General features: G+C 39.8%; 18 protein-coding genes. 13 read left to right on the top strand and 5 right to left on the bottom strand.

The window, feature by feature from the left end; translation table 11 throughout:
• Positions 1-82: 82 nt before the first annotated feature.
• The 3 genes from G6N79_RS04695 to G6N79_RS04685 all read left to right on the top strand — a co-directional run bounded on the left by G6N79_RS04695 (position 83) and on the right by G6N79_RS04685 (position 4067).
• On the top strand, positions 83-2659 hold the full coding sequence (locus G6N79_RS04695; protein WP_103905518.1) for a transcriptional repressor: 2577 nt from the start codon (positions 83-85) through the stop codon (positions 2657-2659).
• 252 nt (positions 2660-2911) lie between these two features.
• On the top strand, positions 2912-3127 hold the full coding sequence (locus tag G6N79_RS04690; protein WP_200818762.1) for a hypothetical protein: 216 nt from the start codon (positions 2912-2914) through the stop codon (positions 3125-3127).
• Complete coding sequence (locus G6N79_RS04685) at positions 3120-4067, top strand: hypothetical protein (RefSeq protein WP_146060584.1); 948 nt, start codon at positions 3120-3122, stop codon at positions 4065-4067. The genes G6N79_RS04690 and G6N79_RS04685 overlap by 8 nt, the downstream gene beginning before the upstream one ends.
• A 27-nt stretch (positions 4068-4094) precedes the next feature.
• Here the strand turns inward: G6N79_RS04685 and G6N79_RS04680 are convergent, their stop codons facing one another.
• On the bottom strand, positions 4095-4661 hold the full coding sequence (locus G6N79_RS04680) for a hypothetical protein (protein WP_103905520.1): 567 nt from the start codon (positions 4659-4661) through the stop codon (positions 4095-4097).
• A gap of 579 nt (positions 4662-5240) precedes the next feature.
• Between G6N79_RS04680 and G6N79_RS04675 the strand changes: the two genes are divergently transcribed.
• Positions 5241-5414, top strand: a complete 174-nt coding sequence (locus G6N79_RS04675; protein ID WP_160003660.1) for a hypothetical protein — start codon at positions 5241-5243, stop codon at positions 5412-5414.
• A gap of 170 nt (positions 5415-5584) precedes the next feature.
• Here the strand turns inward: G6N79_RS04675 and G6N79_RS04670 are convergent, their stop codons facing one another.
• The gene (locus G6N79_RS04670; RefSeq protein WP_103905521.1) at positions 5585-6130 is read right to left on the bottom strand and encodes a putative glycolipid-binding domain-containing protein; all 546 of its coding nucleotides are present in this window, start codon (positions 6128-6130) and stop codon (positions 5585-5587) included.
• 288 nt (positions 6131-6418) lie between these two features.
• Here G6N79_RS04670 and G6N79_RS04665 point away from each other — a divergent pair, with 288 nt between their 5' ends.
• The 6 genes from G6N79_RS04665 to G6N79_RS04640 all read left to right on the top strand — a co-directional run bounded on the left by G6N79_RS04665 (position 6419) and on the right by G6N79_RS04640 (position 13159).
• Positions 6419-7438 (top strand): hypothetical protein, encoded by a 1020-nt coding sequence (locus G6N79_RS04665; RefSeq protein ID WP_146060585.1) that lies wholly within the window; start codon positions 6419-6421, stop codon positions 7436-7438.
• 127 nt (positions 7439-7565) lie between these two features.
• Positions 7566-7985, top strand: coding sequence for a hypothetical protein (locus tag G6N79_RS04660; protein ID WP_103905523.1), 420 nt, complete (start codon positions 7566-7568; stop codon positions 7983-7985).
• A 14-nt stretch (positions 7986-7999) separates the two neighbouring features.
• Positions 8000-9094 (top strand): hypothetical protein, encoded by a 1095-nt coding sequence (locus G6N79_RS04655; RefSeq protein ID WP_103905524.1) that lies wholly within the window; start codon positions 8000-8002, stop codon positions 9092-9094.
• 65 nt (positions 9095-9159) lie between these two features.
• Positions 9160-9723: a GNAT family N-acetyltransferase gene (locus G6N79_RS04650; protein WP_103905525.1), complete on the top strand. Its 564-nt coding sequence runs from the start codon at positions 9160-9162 to the stop codon at positions 9721-9723.
• A 75-nt stretch (positions 9724-9798) separates the two neighbouring features.
• Positions 9799-10668 carry a glycerophosphodiester phosphodiesterase family protein gene (locus G6N79_RS04645; protein WP_103905526.1) on the top strand — a complete coding sequence of 290 codons (870 nt, stop codon included), beginning with the start codon at positions 9799-9801 and terminating at the stop codon, positions 10666-10668.
• A 235-nt stretch (positions 10669-10903) separates the two neighbouring features.
• The gene (locus G6N79_RS04640) at positions 10904-13159 is read left to right on the top strand and encodes a GH92 family glycosyl hydrolase (RefSeq protein ID WP_234993163.1); all 2256 of its coding nucleotides are present in this window, start codon (positions 10904-10906) and stop codon (positions 13157-13159) included.
• 94 nt (positions 13160-13253) lie between these two features.
• Here G6N79_RS04640 and G6N79_RS04635 read toward each other — a convergent pair whose 3' ends face one another.
• Positions 13254-14498 (bottom strand): 3-deoxy-D-manno-octulosonic acid transferase, encoded by a 1245-nt coding sequence (locus G6N79_RS04635; protein WP_103905528.1) that lies wholly within the window; start codon positions 14496-14498, stop codon positions 13254-13256.
• A 59-nt stretch (positions 14499-14557) separates the two neighbouring features.
• On the opposite strand from G6N79_RS04635, the gene G6N79_RS04630 reads away from it, so the two are divergent.
• Both G6N79_RS04630 and galE read left to right on the top strand, forming a co-directional pair.
• Positions 14558-15523: a UDP-glucuronic acid decarboxylase family protein gene (locus tag G6N79_RS04630; protein WP_103905529.1), complete on the top strand. Its 966-nt coding sequence runs from the start codon at positions 14558-14560 to the stop codon at positions 15521-15523.
• Between the two features lie 8 nt (positions 15524-15531).
• Entirely contained in the window at positions 15532-16560 is a 1029-nt protein-coding gene (galE, locus tag G6N79_RS04625; protein WP_103905530.1) for a UDP-glucose 4-epimerase GalE, read from the top strand.
• Between the two features lie 215 nt (positions 16561-16775).
• On the opposite strand, the gene G6N79_RS04620 is transcribed toward galE, so the two are convergent.
• Together G6N79_RS04620 and G6N79_RS04615 are read right to left on the bottom strand one after the other, a co-directional pair.
• Positions 16776-17087 carry a DUF983 domain-containing protein gene (locus G6N79_RS04620; protein ID WP_317046373.1) on the bottom strand — a complete coding sequence of 104 codons (312 nt, stop codon included), beginning with the start codon at positions 17085-17087 and terminating at the stop codon, positions 16776-16778.
• Positions 17088-17206: 119 nt separating this feature from the next.
• Positions 17207-18073 carry an AraC family transcriptional regulator gene (locus G6N79_RS04615; protein ID WP_103905531.1) on the bottom strand — a complete coding sequence of 289 codons (867 nt, stop codon included), beginning with the start codon at positions 18071-18073 and terminating at the stop codon, positions 17207-17209.
• 173 nt (positions 18074-18246) lie between these two features.
• Here G6N79_RS04615 and G6N79_RS04610 point away from each other — a divergent pair, with 173 nt between their 5' ends.
• Complete coding sequence (locus tag G6N79_RS04610) at positions 18247-18801, top strand: hypothetical protein (RefSeq protein ID WP_103905532.1); 555 nt, start codon at positions 18247-18249, stop codon at positions 18799-18801.
• Positions 18802-18825 lie beyond the last annotated feature (24 nt).

Here is an 18825-nt window from a genome sequence, read left to right as displayed (position 1 = left end):
CAATTCATAGTGACAAAAAATTTATTGTCAAAAATTTTGACAATAAATTTTTTGTCACTATATTTGTTTAAATATTTATTAAATGAACGAATTGACATTATATAATCCTGCATCATTGAGTGAAGACACCCTTATAGAGGGCTTTATTGTCAGAACTGAATTGTTCAAAGATATATTTGAAATAATTAGTAACACAGAATCGACTAACAATAAATCTCATATACTTATTCAAGGGCAAAGAGGTTTAGGAAAAACAACATTACTACTTCGATTAAAATATGAAATCGAGCGAGATAATAAATTAAGGAAAAGCATTTTGCCTGTATATTTTAGTGAAGAATCATATGATGTTAATAGCTTGGCAACTTTATGGGAGAAGTTATTAAAATATTTAGATGAATATTATAATACAGATGGTCTTTACTACAATAGCACTGAGGACTTTGTTGATAATGAGAATTATGAGGAACTATGTTTTAATTATTTAATAAATGTTATAAGGTCCAAAAACAAAAAAATAGTATTATTCTTTGATAATTTTGGAGAACTTTTTCTTGATATTCTTAAACAGAAAGATAAAGAGAGACTATATTCAATTTTGTTAAACTGCCCTTTAATTCAAGTCATAGGCTCTTCTGCTGTCGTTTTGGATAATTTCAAAATAAACGGTGAGAGATTTTTCGATTTATTTAATATTTTCTTCTTAAAAGGTTTAAATGCAAATGAAACATTGGAACTCATAAAAAAGTTGCAAGAGAATTGTTCCGCAGACTCAAAAATTAATCTGAATAAAAGCAAAGCAAAAATTGAAACTCTTTCTATTCTGACTGGGGGGGTAATCAGAACGATAATGATGTTATATCAAGTTTTGTTAGATGATCCTTACGGAAAAGCATTAGATGACCTAGAAAAAATTCTTGACAAGGTAACTCCTTTGTACAAACATAGAATAGAAGATTTACCGATTCAGCAAAGAAAAATTGTTGATGTAATTGCTAGAAAATGGGATGCTACTAGTGCTAAAGAAATTGCAAATGAAATAAGAGAAGATGGCAAAAGAATCTCTACAAAAATTGTTTCAGCTCAATTGAATCAATTGGAGAAAAATAATGTTATTGAAAAAAAATCAACTTCAAACAAGAATAACTTATATCAAATAAAAGAGAGATTTTTTAATATCTGGTACCTTATGAGAAACGGGGATCGAAGAGATAAAAAAAGAGTAGTTTGGCTAACTAAATTCTTAGAAATTTGGTATGATGATGAAGATAGTCAAGAAATTTTTATAAAGAAGCATATAAATGCAATTAGTTCTGGTAACTATATTCCATCATCGGCACTTCTTGTTTTTGAAGCTTTGGCAAATTCAGAAAAATTTAATCCTTTGAAACTGGATGATATTTTAAGGCATACGACAAAACTTTTCAACGATAATGAGGTAAAGCATTTATCAGACTTAGTAAATTCAAGAAAAATCACGGCTGCAATAACAAGGTATCAACAAAATAAGTTTGATGAAGCTATTAATATTTTGAATAGCATCAAAGAAAACGATACTAGTAAGCTTCTTATATTATCTCAGATTTATATAGAAACTGGCAAAGATAATTTAGCAATAGAACTCCTCAATCACATAATATATATTACTGATATAGATCTTATTTTTTTTGAAAAGATCTGTTTCTACTTTGATAAATTTGACCTGTTTTTTGAAGTATTGAATAGAAGTAAAGATTCACTCATTAAATCAAATGTTGAATATGTTATTGGGGAGGCATATTATGATCAGCAAATTTATAATAATGCTTACAACCATTTTGAAATAGCATATAAACTCGGAAATGTTGATGCCTATGGAAAAATGATCTCTTCTTTATTTAATCTTAGAGATTTTAAAAAAATGGAGGGATTATTATTAACTGGTTTCAACATGAGCATTGTTGATATTTCTGAGTTACTAAATTTCTATGCATTCTATGCTAAAGATAGTGATAAACTGAAAGAATATTTGATTTTGTCACCAAAGAATGGAGAATATTATCTGTATTTGTACTTACTTGATATAGGGATTACTGATGATGATAATAATACTAATCATGGAGAAGATAATAGCCAAGATGTAAGTAAGTTAGAACAATCTATAGATCTGTTTTTAAAAGAAAACAAAGGAAAAAAAATTCAAAGCAAAAATTTTATGCTTTGTGCATCGTTACTTTTATCTCATTATGTTGATTTATTAGGGGATTATTCAAAAGGTCTCAATCTTATTCAGCGAATTGAGGGAAAATCAGATCAAAACTTTTATCCCTTTTTAGTAATGAAGGCAATAGTATTGTTAGTTAATAATATTCTAGATAAAGAGTTAATTATGGACGTTTTAACTCTATGGAGAATTGATGATGATGATATAGAGAATATCAATACTTTAATGATTAATTTATTAGCGAAGTCGGAATATGAATTTCTATATGAGATTTTTAATCAAAATTCAGCAATCCTTAAGGAACGGTTTAAGCCAATTTATTATGCATTAATGAAATTATTAAACAATACATATCCTGATGAAATAATTAAAATGGGAGATGAATTGCGTATTCCAGTCGAGGAAATAATAGAAGATGTAACAAACTTAAAAGAAGTGTATAATATGAATAAGTAAAAATGATTAAAAAGAGGAAATGATAAATACGAGTGTTAAAAGACTTAAACAATTAACACTCGCAAACTTCATTGAAAGATGTATCTGAATAAAGTAAAAATGTTTTTGACGAAACAAACATACGTAAGATTGGGATTATATAGCAATATTTAATGTTAATTTTTTCTTTCATATATCTTTAGATAGGCTTGACCTAGCCTGTTTCCTTTAAGCCAATAGCGTTCAGTGTTAATTAATAGCCTATATATACATATGGGTAATACTAATCTGCAAAAAAAAATAGAAATGGCAGGTAACGGAAAAACAGGCGACAATCGTCGTCATGGATACGTCGGAGGACGTAGTCAATCTCATAATCCTAAAACTGGATTATGGACTAAGCGTGATACGCAAACTGGTCAATTTATGGATGTAAAAACATCTGGAGGGAAATTTAAAGGTATAAGAAAGGAAGATGATAATGGGTAGAATAATAAACTCATTACCTCATTTGGAAGGGGTATTAAGAAATGGAGATAAATTTAAAGTCGGATTCGGTGTCAAATCCTTATCAACTGAAGGTATTCATTACAGAGATCTAAATGAATTAATAAAAGGAAATATTAATGAATTATTAGTTAGAGGAAAAAAGGGGCCTTTAAGAGAGAATATTCATGGAAAGTTTGTAAGGAAACAACCTGAAAACAAAAAAGTAATCAATAAACATATTGAGTATACTAGAAAAGATGGTGTATTTATTCAGTACGATCGTGACTTTGAGGTCTGGGAAAAAGAGCTGCTTCATAAATTTGGGCTTAAATTAAAACGAGGAACTTCACCACAAGAAGAAGTTATTCTTTACTTTGATGAAATGGTGTTTGATTCTAATGATAATACGCTTTTATACAAAGCTAAGTCAGCGATGAACATTTGTATAATTTTGGGCGGATATTTTCAAATTTACGACGACAAATTAGAACCAATTATGAAAATAACTGCTACTCTGAATAGAAAAATCTTATCAAAGGGGACGGGGAATGTTCAAAGTAAGCTTGAGGATCTGAAAAAGGAATTTTTTGGAAATGGAATTAAATCAGATAATACTGGTAACAGTTATAGATTCTCAGTACTTCAAGAATTTAATGTAACTGACATTTATAATGGAGAAGGAGGCTTTAATGAGTATTTTCATTTTGAATTTTCAAATGACAATATAGTCATTCTTGAGAATCTTAGAAGTGGAAATGCGACATATATCTTCGACTTGAAGAAGTATGATAAAAATTTCGCATTAGATAAAACGAATGCAAAAAGGCATCCAGCTTTTTTAGCTAGAATTATTCATCACAATCTCGAAAATTGGAGGACAGTTTTGTTAACTTATTTGAAAAAGAAGGATGATAGTGATGAGGCATTACAAGTTTCATAAAATGATAAGGGGAGTTTTAGGCTCCCCTTATTTATTTAAAAATTTTGAAATCTGATCATACGAGGGAGTTTTCTCATTTGTTGTATAATAATAAATTTTGTTTGGGTAGTTCTCTAATTGATAAATAACTAATAAATATTCTGATTGTCGAATATTATCCTTGTTAATATTGTTTATGTTAGGTTTTAATTTAAAATTATATTTGTTGTGACTCTTAATAAGGTAATCGTTGAAAATCTTGTTAAGAATTTCATCCTCATTTTCAAAATAATTTTCTCTGATTAGATCATATATTAAAGCAAATGCGAACGGATCATTTTCCTGAGGAGTTCTTTGTTCTAAAGTAATTTTTAGATTACTATCTTCAATTGTCTCAATTGTAAAGTTAGCTCTATCTAAATCAGAAATAATGTTTTTCTTATTAAAAAACTCAGTTAAAACTCTCCCAACTTTAACAAAATCGCTTTCAGATAAATCTTCTGTACTTTTTTGTGAGTCAATTTTATATGATTTCAGAAACAGTAATAATTCCTCAATATCAATTATAATATTATTGTTTTTAAACCCTTTTGTAATAAATTCTAATAGTGTCATAATTTGCTCTAATTGTTAATAGTGTTAATATATCAAAATATTTATAAAGCGTAGTCGTGTAGTCACGTAGTGGGATTCTTTTCAAACTTTTCCTAAGAATTTATAATCCTATTGTCAAAATACTTAGAAACTTCTATGTTTTCTATTTGTTACTTTAAAACTACAACTGGCTGATTTTTAATGCAATTGCGTATTCTCGGTGCCCGCTCAGTTTTTGTTTGGCAAAGGTAAGGCTATTTAGTAGATGGATTGATAAAAATTTATAGACATCAAATTTATTAGATAATCAAAAATAACCAAAAGTGATTTACAAACGGCTAAGCTTGTTAGCTTGGTAAATGATAAAATTATAGATTATTAAGAAGACTAATTTGGATGAATCACGTTTAGGCGGCTTGGCCAATCCCTTGTGCCTATGGCATGTATTAGGGACAGGTCCGCCACATCGCAGGCCACTACAAAAGACCTGCGCCAGCGTTGTGCGGCTGGATCTGTGCGGTGGATCTCTTGAGCCTTCTGCCTCCCTCTTTTAAATCAACCACAACGTGGCGATGCAGAAAAAACTCTTGACCACGCTATATGGCGCTCTGGAAGACCGGTGTGGACTTCGACGAGGAACATGTATGGATAGGCCAGAAAAGGAAGAGAGTGGAGAACGGGGATATTGTTGGTAAAAAAAGTGTGCCGATTGATAAATCGGCACTACACAAGGTAAACCGAACCGGTGAACCGATCCCTGTTTCCTCAACTTAGATAAAGTTAAAAAAAATAGACGAATTTATTTGTATTTGTTCATACTACCTTGTGCCGGCGAGGTGATTAGGCATTTTGGGTTTGAGTATTGGAAAAATATACTGGCGCAAGAGTTTTCATTTCACATAATAAATTCCCTTTCCAAAAATTGACTTAATTATTCCCCCTTACTACCATTCGCGAACAAATAATCCCGGATAGTCCACCACCAGCCCTTCCTCATCAATTGTGATATGCGCCTGAAAATCTTTTGGCACATTAGCATATCGAACAGTTTCTTTGTCCAGCTTAACATAGCTTTGTTGAACGCGTGATAGTTCCTTATGGACTACATCGATATACATTACTTCGATGGGCTCTTCTTCCCCCAATTGGAGATTCAATTGCTGAATAGGTAGGCTATTGGTAAAGGGTGTTAAGGAAATATCGATAAATTTCAGGTTTTCGAATTCCGATCTTTCCTGACCATTGATGCTCCATTTGCCATGGATAAACTGACCTTCGACCACCCAATCAACGGCATTCACCATCGCATGCAATTGAAAGGATCTCAAATTCCACTGCAAATCTGTTATGACCTGGTATTGCAAAAGCCAGTGGTTATCGTCTTTCAGTCCAATAACGGTGGATTGGAAGATATTCAGCTCGGCTTCCTTTTTCCACTGCATATATTCGAGTGATTCGTAATAGGTGCTTTTCCAAATGATTGTTTTCATAGTTTATGTGCTTTTCAATACGGAAGATAGGAGCTCCTCATGACAGCGTCTGTCAGGAGTTAAACAGCAGATCCTTTGCTCACAAAAACAAGATAAAAACTTAATAAATAATTAACAATCATAGCTTTATATTTATTCAAATTCCTAAAGCGATGTATCTTGATCTGAGACAGTGGTTAAATCTTATAGAATACCGATTACTGTTTTCCGGGGATTACTTTAAGGAGCGGTAAGGAATCTTTTATCTTCTGTAATTAGTAAAGAGTTGTAACAAATAACCTGATTGCCATGATAGTGGAGACCATGTCGGATAGCGAGATTGCCATGCAACTGGCATATGATTATCCCGAAGTCATCTATAAAGCTTCACGAAAATCCGAAGTGATCAATAAATTCCGTCGGCAAATTATTAAGGGTGGAAAATTCCCGATGAGTTCTGCCCCCATTACGATTCGCACTTCCCGACGCAACACCTGGATTGTCATCTACAGGGCTTACAAAAAGCGAGATAAAAATTATAAAATCGAACAAGAGACTACCTTTATCTGTGTAGGTCAGTTTACTAAGGGAATGTATGCATTTATGCGAAGCGATGTGTATGACCGAGATGGTCAACGGAAGGAATCTGGCATATCAATTTTTGCGCCTCATTTTTTCCGTCGTTATAAACAACGTTTCGATGTACCGAAGACGGGGATTGATCTTATCGGCCAATACTTCATCAAGAATTACAACCTATATAGGGACAATCAATTTGCAGAGGAGCATGGCGAATCAATTTCAGGGCGGAGGATATTTGCAACAAGTGAAGAAGGAGTAGCCTTAGGTATCATGAAGTCCGAATCGGTAATGCTTTTCAGGACCTATATCAGTTACGAAATGATGAAGGGTAAACAGATCCCGGAGTTTATGGACAGGGAAATCCGAAGGGAGGAATACATGAAGCATCAATTATTGGGTCACAGCGTGCCCATGAACAATCAGGAGTTCGCCATGCACCTGGAGTTTACAATCCGTGACGGTTGGACCACTAAGCAAGCCTATTTGATTCCTGAATTCTATGAGCCCCTGCGGAATATAAGTGAAGATCTTTGCCTCGACAAAAATGGAGAGTTGGACCCCAAATCCAGAAAACTGGCAGAGGCACGAACAATTAACTTAGCCCAGGCAATGGAAAAAAACTTCCAAATTGGATTCTTCCATAAAAATGTCTTAACCTTGAATCAATGGGGCACACAAAAGCCAAAGGTGAACGAGCAGGCCAATCAGACCCAGCATACTCTTAAAATAGTTTTTATAAACAAATAGTAAACAGCAATTCTCGCAGTCCTGATATAGCACCTTAATGTTATGTTTTTGTTAAACAGTTGTTATTCTTAAAATATTTAATATTTTAGATTATATTTTATCCACAACAAGTAAAAAGTAACAAAAAATGACCAATATTAAAGAGCGCGTATTATTAATTGCAGAGGCTAAAGGAATTCAAAAGGTAGACTTTTTTAAAGGATTAGAACTTTCCTATGCCAATTTCAAGGGTGTTCAGAAGAATTCGGCTCTGGGCTCGGACGCAATAGCTACTATTTTATCCAACTATCCAGATGTAAACCCCGAGTGGTTGGTCATCGGTATCGGTGAGATGTTTAAATCCGAACATGGTGAATTTGATGGTGTCGCCATTACCCTACCTTCCAAAATTGACTCCCATGTGGAAAGTAGAACCATTTATACGGCACTTGAAAAAGTGATCAATGCGCAACAAGCAACCATCCAATCCCAAGAGATCACCATTTCTGCCCTAACGGATCGCATAGACCTCTTGGAGAAGAAAAAAAGTAAGAAGAAAAAGCGTTAATTGCACCACAAGTTATGAAAAGATTCCTGTTGTTTTTTTTGAGCTGTTCCTATGTTGTGTTGGCCATGGGCCAAGGTCAAAACCCCTTGCGCGCATTTTACAATGCGGATAGCAGCAGGATCGGCTACAAAGATATGCACGGGAAAATTGTCATTCCGGCCACGATCAATGCCAATTTTGGGATGCCGGAAAAGTTCACGGACTTGGTGTCCGTAATCGATATGGATTCCGAAGCAAGCGATAGTTATTTCATGAATGCACAGGGCAGAAAATTTGGGCGCGACAGTCTGCATTTCTTCGACAACACTCCTGACTGCGAACAGGAGGGGTTTATCAGGTTTCATGACCGAAATACGGACTTGGTCGGTTTTTTCAATGCAGCTGGTAGCGAGCAGGTTCCGGCGATGTACAGTGCAGTCACCCCGATGCATAATGGCATGTTCGTCGCGTTAAAAGGTGCAAAAAAACAATATGATGGGGATGATAAGGAACATTATTCTTGGTCCGGTGGCAAACAAATGTTAGTGAGTGCAAACAATGAAGTGCTAATAAATGATTTCCCCTATCTGGGAGAGGTAAACTATTATGCCATGGACATATCGGAAGCTCCTCATGTCGGTCCGGAATGGGTCAGCTTGAAAGGGGAGAACGGTAAGTATTATAATTTTATCCACTACGAAAAGGAATTCAAGCATCTCCTGAACGACTTGCTTCAGCAAGGCATAAATAAACAAACAATGGCTTCGCATTGTGCCGATAGCATCGTTTCTTGGAACGAGGATAAACAGGAATGGATCTTTACGGCTAGCTCACAATTTCTGGATCAGCATATGACGAAATTAGAAAACCTATTCCAGAAAATTCGGGACGGACAATCGTTATCTACACAAACGATGATTTCCCAGGGCGGTTTCAACAACTTTATTTTTGACTCCCCCGCATACCATCAATACCTGGATAACTGTGGACAAACCAATGATTTCCGCTACCCAACAATGATCGTCTATTTCGGGCCTGAGGAAGGTGGAGACCCACAGCAACAGTCTGCCGAATTTCTACGTACCGCACAGGGCTACAAATTGCACATGGTTACTTTCAGCAAAAAGTGACACCCCAACAACCCTTCTCAGCATTAAGTTCACTACCTTTAGTCAGGATAGACTAAAACAGTATCATGATTATTAGACAAGGAAAACAGGATGAAGCTGGAGCCATTGCTGCCCATCTCTTATTGGCCATGGAAGATATTGCTTACCTGTTCATTGGTGCCGAAGATAAATCCCTGGCCTTACGTTTTTTAGAAACACTCGTCGCTCAACAGGGCAACCAATATTCCTACGATAACAATTGGGTTGTTGAGGAAAATGGACACGTGGTAGCAACCGCGTTGGTTTACGACGGATCTCAACTCCACGAATTGCGCAAGCCTGTTGCTGCCTTGGTTCAAGACGCTTATGGCAAGGATTTCAATCCCGAAGATGAGACCCAGGGCGGGGAGTATTATATAGACTGTATCGGTGTAAGTCCTGATCAGCAGGGAAAAGGAATAGGTTCCAAGATATTGCACCACTTGATCGATGAGTATGTGGAAAAAAGAGGTGCAACTTTAGGGCTTTTGGTGGACGACGACAATCCAAATGCCAAGCGACTTTACGAACGACTGGGTTTCAAAGTAGTTGGTGAAAAATGGTTGATGGGCAAACATCTGGAACATCTGCAACGCAGTCCTGCAGATTAAGTTTTTGTTAAAAGGTCTTTTTGGATAAGTGAGGGATTGATTTCTTATTAATTTTACCCTTTCAAAAATCGACCTATGAAAATCGTAAAAATCATCCTGTTGCTGATTAGCAGCGTTTCACTACACATGCACAGTTATGCGCAAGACACCGTAATCTATGCCCATCGGGGGTTCCGGGGATTGATGCCCGAAAACAGCATCCCCGCCATGAAAAATGCATTGCACCATGGCGCCGATATCCTGGAAATGGACATTGCGATCACCAAGGATAAACAAGCGGTGATATCCCATGATCCGTGGTTGGACCCTTTGATCACATTGGATGCCCAAGGCAGCGCCATAACAAATACCAAGGACAAACCGATACAAGATTATACATATGCGGAAATAAAAAGCTTTGATGTCGGATCCAAACAGCATCCCGACTTCCCTAAGCAGCAGAACTTTCCAACTTACATTCCTCGGTTGGCCGACCTAATCGATTCCGTTGAGCACTATGTGCAGGAAAAAGGACTCCCGAAACCCTGGTACAGCATCGAGACAAAGACTTCACCAAAACGGGATCATAAAGTGACTCCTGCACCGGAGGAATTTGTCCGCATTCTCATGGACGTCGTCATTTCCAAAGGAATTGGTGATCGCGTGATCATCCAATCTTTTGACGAGCGGACCTTGGAAATAGTCCATAGCAAATTCCCCAAAGTAAAAACCATGCTGAACGTCAGTAAAGGTACCTTGGAGGAAAATTTGGCGAGATTAACGTTTAAATTGGATTACTACGCACCAATACCGGCGTTGATCGATGCAGCATTGGTTCAGCAATGCGCCGAGAAAGGCATTAAACTGTTGTGCGGAAATACCAATAATAAAGCAGAAATTGATCGGGTATTGAAATTGGGTGTCAAGGAATACTGCACCGATTACCCTTATGCCGATCTTCCCTAATCTAATGCCATCGAATAAAGCAGAAAAACGACCTCAAAACGGTCGTTTTTTTAGTTTCAACCGATTACTAAAACTTTAGCTAAAACCTTTTTCTATTTCCTTAACCAATTTTTAATCCTTTTTTATTACATTTGGTTTAACCTACATTTCAACCTAAAAAGAAGCATATTTCATGACCATTTCTAGTTGGGTATGGGTAAACACTAAATTATAAACTAAACTTATCACTGAAAATATGTTCAAGAGCAATCTTTCGAGACTACGTTCTGCCTGGCGTCGGGGGAAAATGGCATTGCCCGTTGTCTTATTCTGCATCTCTGGCCAAGCGGTTACGGCCCAACAGACCGAGGTAGATTATGTGAACCCGTATATGGGTAATATTTCCCACCTATTGGTACCCACCTACCCTACGGTTCACCTGCCCAATTCATTGTTGAGGGTATATCCCGAAAGGGCTGATTATACCTCGGATCAATTAAAGGGTCTTCCATTGATCGTTACGAGCCACCGCGGTAGTTCGGCATTCAATCTGAGTCCGATCAGCGCCGGAAGTCGCGAATTAGCGCCCGTCCTGCAATACAGCTATGATCAGGAGCAAATTAAACCCTACACCTACTCGGTATATTTGGATCGCGATGAGATCCAGGTAGACTACGCTGTTTCTCACCAAGCGGCAATCTATGCGCTTCGCTTTGAAAAGCCCGGCAACCCACAATTGATTTTCAATACCAAAAAGGGCGATCTGACCTGGGATGGCAAAGGACTGTCGGGAAGCCAGGATATTGGCAACAACACCAAAGTTTACCTTTATGCGGAATTTGATAAGCAGCCCCAATCCATCGATCAGGTTAAGGACGGAAAATTGACGAAGAGCAAAGCTGTTTCTGGCGATCAGGCCAATCTTGTACTTTCTTTCGCAGGAGATGCAAAGGATCTCAAGGTACGCTATGGCATTTCCTTTATTGACGCAAAACAGGCCAAAGCCAATTTACAGCGTGAAATAAAACATTATGATATTGCGAAAGTAAAATCAGAAGGGAAATCCATCTGGAATGCAGCATTGGGCAAGCTGAAGGTGGAAGGCACCAATGAAACGGACAAACACATCTTCTATACGTCCCTATACCGCACCTTTGAAAGACCGGTGAACATCTCTGAAGGGGGGCGGTATTTCTCCGCATTTGACGGGAAGGTCCATAACGATGGCGGCAAGCCATTCTTCACGGATGATTGGATTTGGGACTCCTACCGTGCGCATCACCCGCTCAATGTGCTGATCGACACGGAAAAGGAAGGTAATATCTTACAGTCCTTTGTCCGCATGTCCGAACAGATGGATAATTTCTGGCTGCCTACCTTTCCGGAGATCAATGGCGATAGCCGCCGGATGAACTCCAACCACGGTGTTGCGGCAATTCTGGATGCCTACGAAAAGGGAGTTCGGAATTTTGACATCGAGGAAGCCTACCGTGCTGCCAAAGGAGGTATTACGGAAAAAACGTTGGCACCATGGTCGGGCAAAGCTGCCGGCAAAATGGACCAATTTTTCAAGGAAAAGGGCTATATCCCAGCATTATATCCTGGTGAAAAAGAAATCTACCCAGAGGTCCATCACTTCGAAAAACGACAACCCATTGCCGTTACCCTAGGAACCTCGTATGACCTGTGGTGTTTGGCCCAATTAGCCAAACATTTAGGCAAAATGGACGACTACGATAAATTCATGAAGCAATCTTTCAACTATAGAAATGTATTCAATGAGCAGACGAAATTCTTCCATCCAAAGGATGAAGCTGGCAAATTCATCGAACCATTCGATTATGTCTTTTCTGGAGGACAGGGTGCGCGTGAATATTATGGGGAAAACAATGCCTGGATCTATCGTTGGGACGTGCAACACAACATCCCTGATCTGATCAACTTGATGGGAGGAGACGAGCAATTTGTCCATTACTTGGATGAGATGTTCATCCAACCTTTGGGAAAATCGAAATTTGACTTCTACCAGCAGTTGCCAGACCATACCGGAAATGTCGGTCAGTTCTCGATGGCCAATGAACCATCTCTGCATATCCCTTACCTGTACAATTACGCAGGTCAACCGTGGATGACCCAGAAACGCATCAAAACATTGATCAAACAATGGTTCCGCAACGACCTGATGGGTGTACCGGGCGATGAAGACGGCGGAGGCCTTTCCTCATTCGTTGTATTTTCCCAATTGGGTTTTTATCCTGTCACACCGGGTTCACCAGTATATAGCATTGGTTCCCCGTTCTTTGAAAAATCGACCATCTCACTTTCTAATGGCAAAACCTTCACCGTAATTGCCAAAGGGGCATCCGATACCAATAAGTACATTCAATCGGCAAGCCTGAACGGACGTGAACTCAACAAGCCACAGATTTCCCATGCAGATATCCTGCAGGGAGGGACACTTGAGTTTGTCATGGGGCCGAAGGCGAACCGCAACTGGGGAACCACAAAATAAGAATTAGGACAATTTTTTCATGATTTAGCACATGCAATCGGGGTCGGTTTTACCGCCCCCTTTTGTTTTGGCAAAGATTGCCGATATGGTGATTTTAACCCAATAACTTCTCCGTAGTTATATACTTCATCACAATTTGGGTTGCACCGGAACGCTGTTGAACATATCTTTTCGCGGCATCGCTCGCAATCCTGACCTTTCCGCTATCCTGAAGGGCATGGAAAACATCTTCCAGCTCCTGAGCAGTAGAAATGGAGAATCCCGCTCCCAGCTCGATCAGATCCACCGCCTCCTGAAACTTTTCGTATTTGGGCCCGAAAATCACCGGCATACCGTAGGTTGCCGCTTCTAGGGTATTGTGTATTCCGGCGCCAAACCCACCACCGATATAGGCAATCCGACCGTAATGGTAAAGGGAAGACAGCATCCCGATATTATCGATCAGTAATACGCTGGCTTCAACAATCTGCGTGGTTGTATAGCTGCTGAATGCTGAATACAAAAGTGCATCGGGGAAAAGACGTTTTAATTGCTGGATATGTTCGGCATGGATTTCATGGGGAGCAATCACCACCTTCCAATCGGCATGTTTTGCCAACAAAGCATGCAGGAGCTCTTCATCGGCTGGCCAGGTACTTCCGGCAACCAATGTAGGATGGTGGCCGACAAATTGCTGCACTGCGGGGATGTCCCGATGCTGTCTAGGCAATTCCACCACCCGATCAAAGCGGGTATCGCCGGCAAGACCGGCATTCGTGATCCCGATCCATTTCAACATGTTGACACTCTCGGTGTTCTGCGTGAAGAAAAATGAAACGTCCTTCAATATGGATCTGTAAAACCCGCCATAATTCTTAAAGAACAGTTGCTCTTCCCTAAAGATGGCCGAAATCATCAATAAACGGATCTTTCTTTTCCGGAGTTCACGGAAATAATGGTACCAATATTCATATTTGGTAAACACGGCAAATTTGGGCTGGATGAGGTCCAGTAATCGCCGCGCATTACTGGCTGTGTCTTCTGGCAAATAGAATACGTGATCCGCTAAGGGCGTATTTTTTCGGATCTCATAGCCCGAAGGCGAAAAAAAAGTTACAATTATTTTTTCCGACGGATAGTGCTGTTTTATCTGCTCCATAACGGACCTTCCCTGCTCAAATTCACCGAGGGACGCAAAGTGGAACCAAATGTATTTCTGGTTGGGTTCAACCGTTTGCTCTATGTGCTTGAAGATATCCTTCCGGCCGTCGACCCATAGCTTGGCCTTCGCGTGGAATGGTGCAAGCAACCGCAGCAGTGCACCGTATAGAAATATCCCCAAATCGTAAAGTAAACGCATGATGTTAAAATAATACTTATCTTCGTCAAAGATATTTAAACCTTTTTAAATTCATAATTGTGCAGGAAAACAAGCGCAAACGAATACTGATCACTGGAGCTGCAGGTTTCTTAGGTTCTCACCTATGCGACCGCTTTATTGATGAAGGTTTTCATGTCATCGGAATGGATAACCTCGTGACCGGTGACCTGCAGAATATCGAGCATCTCTTTCACCTGCCGAACTTTGAGTTTTACCATCATGATGTCTCCAAGTTTGTCCACGTACCGGGAGAACTGCATTATATCCTGCACTTCGCCTCACCTGCCAGTCCCATCGATTACCTGAAGATACCCATTCAGACGCTGAAAGTCGGTTCCTTGGGAACACATAACCTATTGGGCCTGGCCAAAAGTAAAAAGGCACGCATCTTGGTGGCCTCTACGTCTGAAGTATATGGCGATCCGCTGGTTTCCCCACAGGATGAGGAATATTGGGGAAATGTCAATCCGGTTGGCCCACGTGGCGTCTACGATGAAGCCAAGCGCTTTCAGGAGGCCATGACCATGGCCTACCATAATTTCCATGGCCTGGAGACCCGTATCGCTCGAATCTTCAACACATTTGGTCCACGCATGCGCCTGCAGGATGGGCGTGCATTGCCCACCTTCATCGCACAAGCGCTGCAAGGCCATGACCTGACCGTCTATGGCGATGGCACGCAGACACGCTCCTTTATCTTCGTTTCCGATCAGGTAGAGGGCATCTGCAAATTGTTGTTCAGCGATTACCACCTTCCGGTCAATATTGGAAATCCCGAAGAGATGAATCTTTTGGATGCGGCCAAGGAAATCATTCAGCTGACGGAAAGTACGTCAAAGATTATTTTCCAACCCTTACCGATCGACGACCCAAAACAGCGCCGTCCGGACATTCGCAGGGCAAAGGAAATCTTGCAGTGGGAACCCAAGGTGTCGCGGAGAGATGGCCTATTGGAAACAATAGCTTATTACAAGACATTATTCAACAAAACAGAAAATAAATAGCATATCATATGAGCAAAATATTAGTAACCGGAGGAACAGGATTTATCGGATCCCATACCGTAGTAGAATTGCACAATGCAGGTTATACACCTGTCATTATCGATAACTTGTCCAACTCCTCTGTTAAGATTCTCGATCAGATTGAAAAGATTATCGGTGTAAGACCCGAGTTCCATGAATTCGATCTATGTGATACCGAAAAGGTGAACGCTTTTGTTGCCGCAAATCCAGATATCAAGGGAATCATCCACTTTGCTGCATCGAAAGCAGTGGGCGAATCCGTTCAGAATCCGTTAAAATATTACCATAACAACTTCTTCTCGTTGATCAACCTATTGGAGGCATACCGTGAAAAGCCGATCAATTTCGTGTTCTCTTCAAGCTGTACCGTCTACGGAGAACCTGACACCCTTCCTGTGACGGAGTCCGCTCCAGTAAAGAAAGCGACCTCCCCGTACGGAAACACCAAGCAGATTGCAGAAGAAATATTGGAAGAAACCGCTCAAGCAGCGAAAAACTACAACATCATTGCACTGCGCTACTTCAATCCTGTAGGTGCGCACAGCTCAGCGATGATCGGCGAATTGCCAATCGGCGTACCGCAGAACCTGTTGCCATTTATTACGCAGACAGCAATCGGTAAGCGTGAGAAAGTTACGGTATTCGGTGCTGATTACGATACACCGGATGGATCCGCAATCCGCGATTACATTCATGTCGTTGACTTAGCTAAAGCACACGTCGCTGCAATAAAATTATTGGAAAAAGGTAACCCTGCCGGAAATTACGATGTATTCAATGTGGGTACAGGAAATGGATATTCCGTATTGGAGGCAATTTCGGCATTCGAGAAAGCATCTGGTCAGAAATTGAATTATGCCATCGGTCCACGTCGTGAAGGCGATATCGTGAAGGTATGGGGCGATGTCACAAAATCCACCAAAGAATTGGGCTGGACCGCCGAGCTGGGCATTGACGAAATGATGTCCTCAGCATGGGCTTGGGAAAAATATTTGAAGGACAATCCCATTGAGTAGTGAGATGTGAGGTATAAGTATTGAGATTTGAGATGTGAGATTTGAGATAGTAAGGCGGCTATTGGAGGAGTATGATAAAAATCCTTAAGATAATTGGGCTTTAAATCTCTTTGAGATGTGAGATATTAAGGCGGCTATTTTTTTGGCCGCCTTTTTATATATCATATTCTTTGATAATGAGATTTTCCTGTCTGCTTATAACAGTTTGATTAATCTTATTTCTTTGTATTCGCTTCGTTGTTTACCCGTTGGAATACCTGTTCATTGAATTTGAAGGATGGGGTCATCCAGTACAGGAGGATAATTCGGGAATACCGGTTATTGAATGGCGCCAGGATCAAAGTCACGGCTAGGGCGACAATGACATAGAGCCAAGGGCTTTCCAAGTTTCCTGTCAATACATAGGTGGCCACACAGGCGGCGATCAGTTCAGCCACGCTCATGGCATAGCTTACGTACATGGCTACGTAGAAATAACCCGGTTCCTTCTCGAATTTCAGGTCACATGCCGGGCATCTCACCAACATTTTCTGCGATTTAAAGCTAAATAATGGCGCGGCAAACATATTCCCTGTTCTACATCTTGGGCATTTCCCATCAATTGCGCTCTTTAATTCCGAAGGTATTGTATAGTGTGTATCCATTTTTAATTTTGCTTCCATTGTGATCTCCTAAATTCTTCGGGTGTCATCCCGACTATTTTCTTAAAAAATTTCGTGAAATATGAGTTGTCATTGAAATTCAGTTCATAGGCAACCTGCGATACTGTCCAGTCCGGTAGAATGAGCAACCGCTTTGCTTCCAATAAAATCCGATTCCGAATGACCTCCCCTGCCTGCTGTCCCAGATATTCCTTGCAAACGGAATTCAGGTGGTTCGGTGTTACGAAAAGCAATTCTGCATATTCCTTAGGCAGGTGCAACGCTTTATAATGTTGGTCCACCAACGATTTAAAGTTCTTGATCAACACCATGTGGTAATCAATTGTCTTGTTGGAATGGCTCGGCCGGTAGGCTTGGTCCAACTTCAACAGGATGTATAACAATAACGACCGCTTGACATCTATACCCACCGCTTGCGTGTTCAGATCAATCAGTTGATGCAGCAGTGAGGTGACCTCACGGACCACGACCTCATCCAAATCAAAGACACCCGTCTGTAAAGTAGAGAACAGATTGAGGTTCTCGATATAATCGGGCTGTAGCAACAAGGATTTAAAATAATCGATATCAAAGTTCACGATAAATCCTGTTATGTTATCCTCGAACATCCATGTATGCACTTGCCCCGGCCCCATGAAATACACCTGCCCGCGGCTTATCTGATATTCCCGAAAGTCTATCTCATGTTTTCCCCCTCCGGAAAGAAATAACACCATTTGGTAGAAATTGTGCCGATGAGGAAAAACAAGGTTATTATTCTTGCCCAAATATATCTCCAAGCGATCTGCCAAAAAATGCTTATCCTCCTGATAGGAAACCGTACATTGCTCTAAAACAGGTATCTTGTTCATACACTACAAAGGTAGACAATAACTACCACGGATCATGGTATAAAAAAGCTTATCAATGGTGTTATTTACTTTTGAATTTTATATCATCGGGAATATCGCATGAAATAGTACCATTTGTAAACAAGGGCATGGTACCAATTGTATAATATACGTGCAATCCCTATCTTTATACTATGTCATTACATAAAGACCTCGAACTCAAAGAAGCTGTCTTAAATCTACCGGACAAAGAAAAGGACAAGTTACTTGTCAGGCTGATCAGCAAGGACAAGATGCTGTTGAAACAGCTTCACTATGAGCTTTTGGAGGATGAAACCGATCTTGAGGATCGAATTACGGATCTGAAGGATCGTTTGGAGAACCTATTTGAACAACAGGTGGGGAAGATCAAGAATATCCCAATGTATTCGAATTATAAAAATTTGAGCAGTGTCCTTCGGCAGGCCAGCGGCATGGTCAATGAACATGAAAAAATCACGAAGGATAAGTTTTCCGTTGTGGAATGTCGACTGATCATTCTCGATGAGGCATTCACCCGGTATCCCGCTCTCTTTGGTCCTTCGGCATTGTCGCCAGCTTTTAAATTGCACAAATACATGGCTGCCCGATTGAAGAATGCCGTGAAGAGCTTCGAAAAATTGCATGAGGATCTGCAGTTTGACCTGAATGCCCTGATGAAAAGTGTTCTTTCCTTTGCGGCAGACCATCGTTTGGACCATGAATTGTAATATCGTTTTGTGGCTTTCGAAACG

Origin of the sequence: Sphingobacterium lactis, from assembly GCF_011046555.1 — a bacterium.
Lineage (GTDB): Bacteria > Bacteroidota > Bacteroidia > Sphingobacteriales > Sphingobacteriaceae > Sphingobacterium > Sphingobacterium lactis.
The sequence above is the reverse complement of the archived record's forward strand: the minus strand, read 5'-3'. Positions and strand labels throughout refer to the sequence as shown.

Bases quoted from the DNA above. Each gene is read 5' to 3' on its own strand.
- G6N79_RS04695 (WP_103905518.1), top strand. From the start codon at position 83: ATGAACGAATTGACATTATATAATCCTGCATCATTGAGTGAAGACACC.
- G6N79_RS04690 (WP_200818762.1), top strand. From the start codon at position 2,912: ATGGGTAATACTAATCTGCAAAAAAAAATAGAAATGGCAGGTAACGGA.
- G6N79_RS04685 (WP_146060584.1), top strand. From the start codon at position 3,120: ATGGGTAGAATAATAAACTCATTACCTCATTTGGAAGGGGTATTAAGA.
- G6N79_RS04680 (WP_103905520.1), bottom strand. From the start codon at position 4,661: ATGACACTATTAGAATTTATTACAAAAGGGTTTAAAAACAATAATATT.
- G6N79_RS04675 (WP_160003660.1), top strand. From the start codon at position 5,241: ATGGCGCTCTGGAAGACCGGTGTGGACTTCGACGAGGAACATGTATGG.
- G6N79_RS04670 (WP_103905521.1), bottom strand. From the start codon at position 6,130: ATGAAAACAATCATTTGGAAAAGCACCTATTACGAATCACTCGAATAT.
- G6N79_RS04665 (WP_146060585.1), top strand. From the start codon at position 6,419: ATGATAGTGGAGACCATGTCGGATAGCGAGATTGCCATGCAACTGGCA.
- G6N79_RS04660 (WP_103905523.1), top strand. From the start codon at position 7,566: ATGACCAATATTAAAGAGCGCGTATTATTAATTGCAGAGGCTAAAGGA.
- G6N79_RS04655 (WP_103905524.1), top strand. From the start codon at position 8,000: ATGAAAAGATTCCTGTTGTTTTTTTTGAGCTGTTCCTATGTTGTGTTG.
- G6N79_RS04650 (WP_103905525.1), top strand. From the start codon at position 9,160: ATGATTATTAGACAAGGAAAACAGGATGAAGCTGGAGCCATTGCTGCC.
- G6N79_RS04645 (WP_103905526.1), top strand. From the start codon at position 9,799: ATGAAAATCGTAAAAATCATCCTGTTGCTGATTAGCAGCGTTTCACTA.
- G6N79_RS04640 (WP_234993163.1), top strand. From the start codon at position 10,904: ATGTTCAAGAGCAATCTTTCGAGACTACGTTCTGCCTGGCGTCGGGGG.
- G6N79_RS04635 (WP_103905528.1), bottom strand. From the start codon at position 14,498: ATGCGTTTACTTTACGATTTGGGGATATTTCTATACGGTGCACTGCTG.
- galE (WP_103905530.1), top strand. From the start codon at position 15,532: ATGAGCAAAATATTAGTAACCGGAGGAACAGGATTTATCGGATCCCAT.
- G6N79_RS04620 (WP_317046373.1), bottom strand. From the start codon at position 17,087: ATGTTGGTGAGATGCCCGGCATGTGACCTGAAATTCGAGAAGGAACCG.
- G6N79_RS04615 (WP_103905531.1), bottom strand. From the start codon at position 18,073: ATGAACAAGATACCTGTTTTAGAGCAATGTACGGTTTCCTATCAGGAG.
- G6N79_RS04610 (WP_103905532.1), top strand. From the start codon at position 18,247: ATGTCATTACATAAAGACCTCGAACTCAAAGAAGCTGTCTTAAATCTA.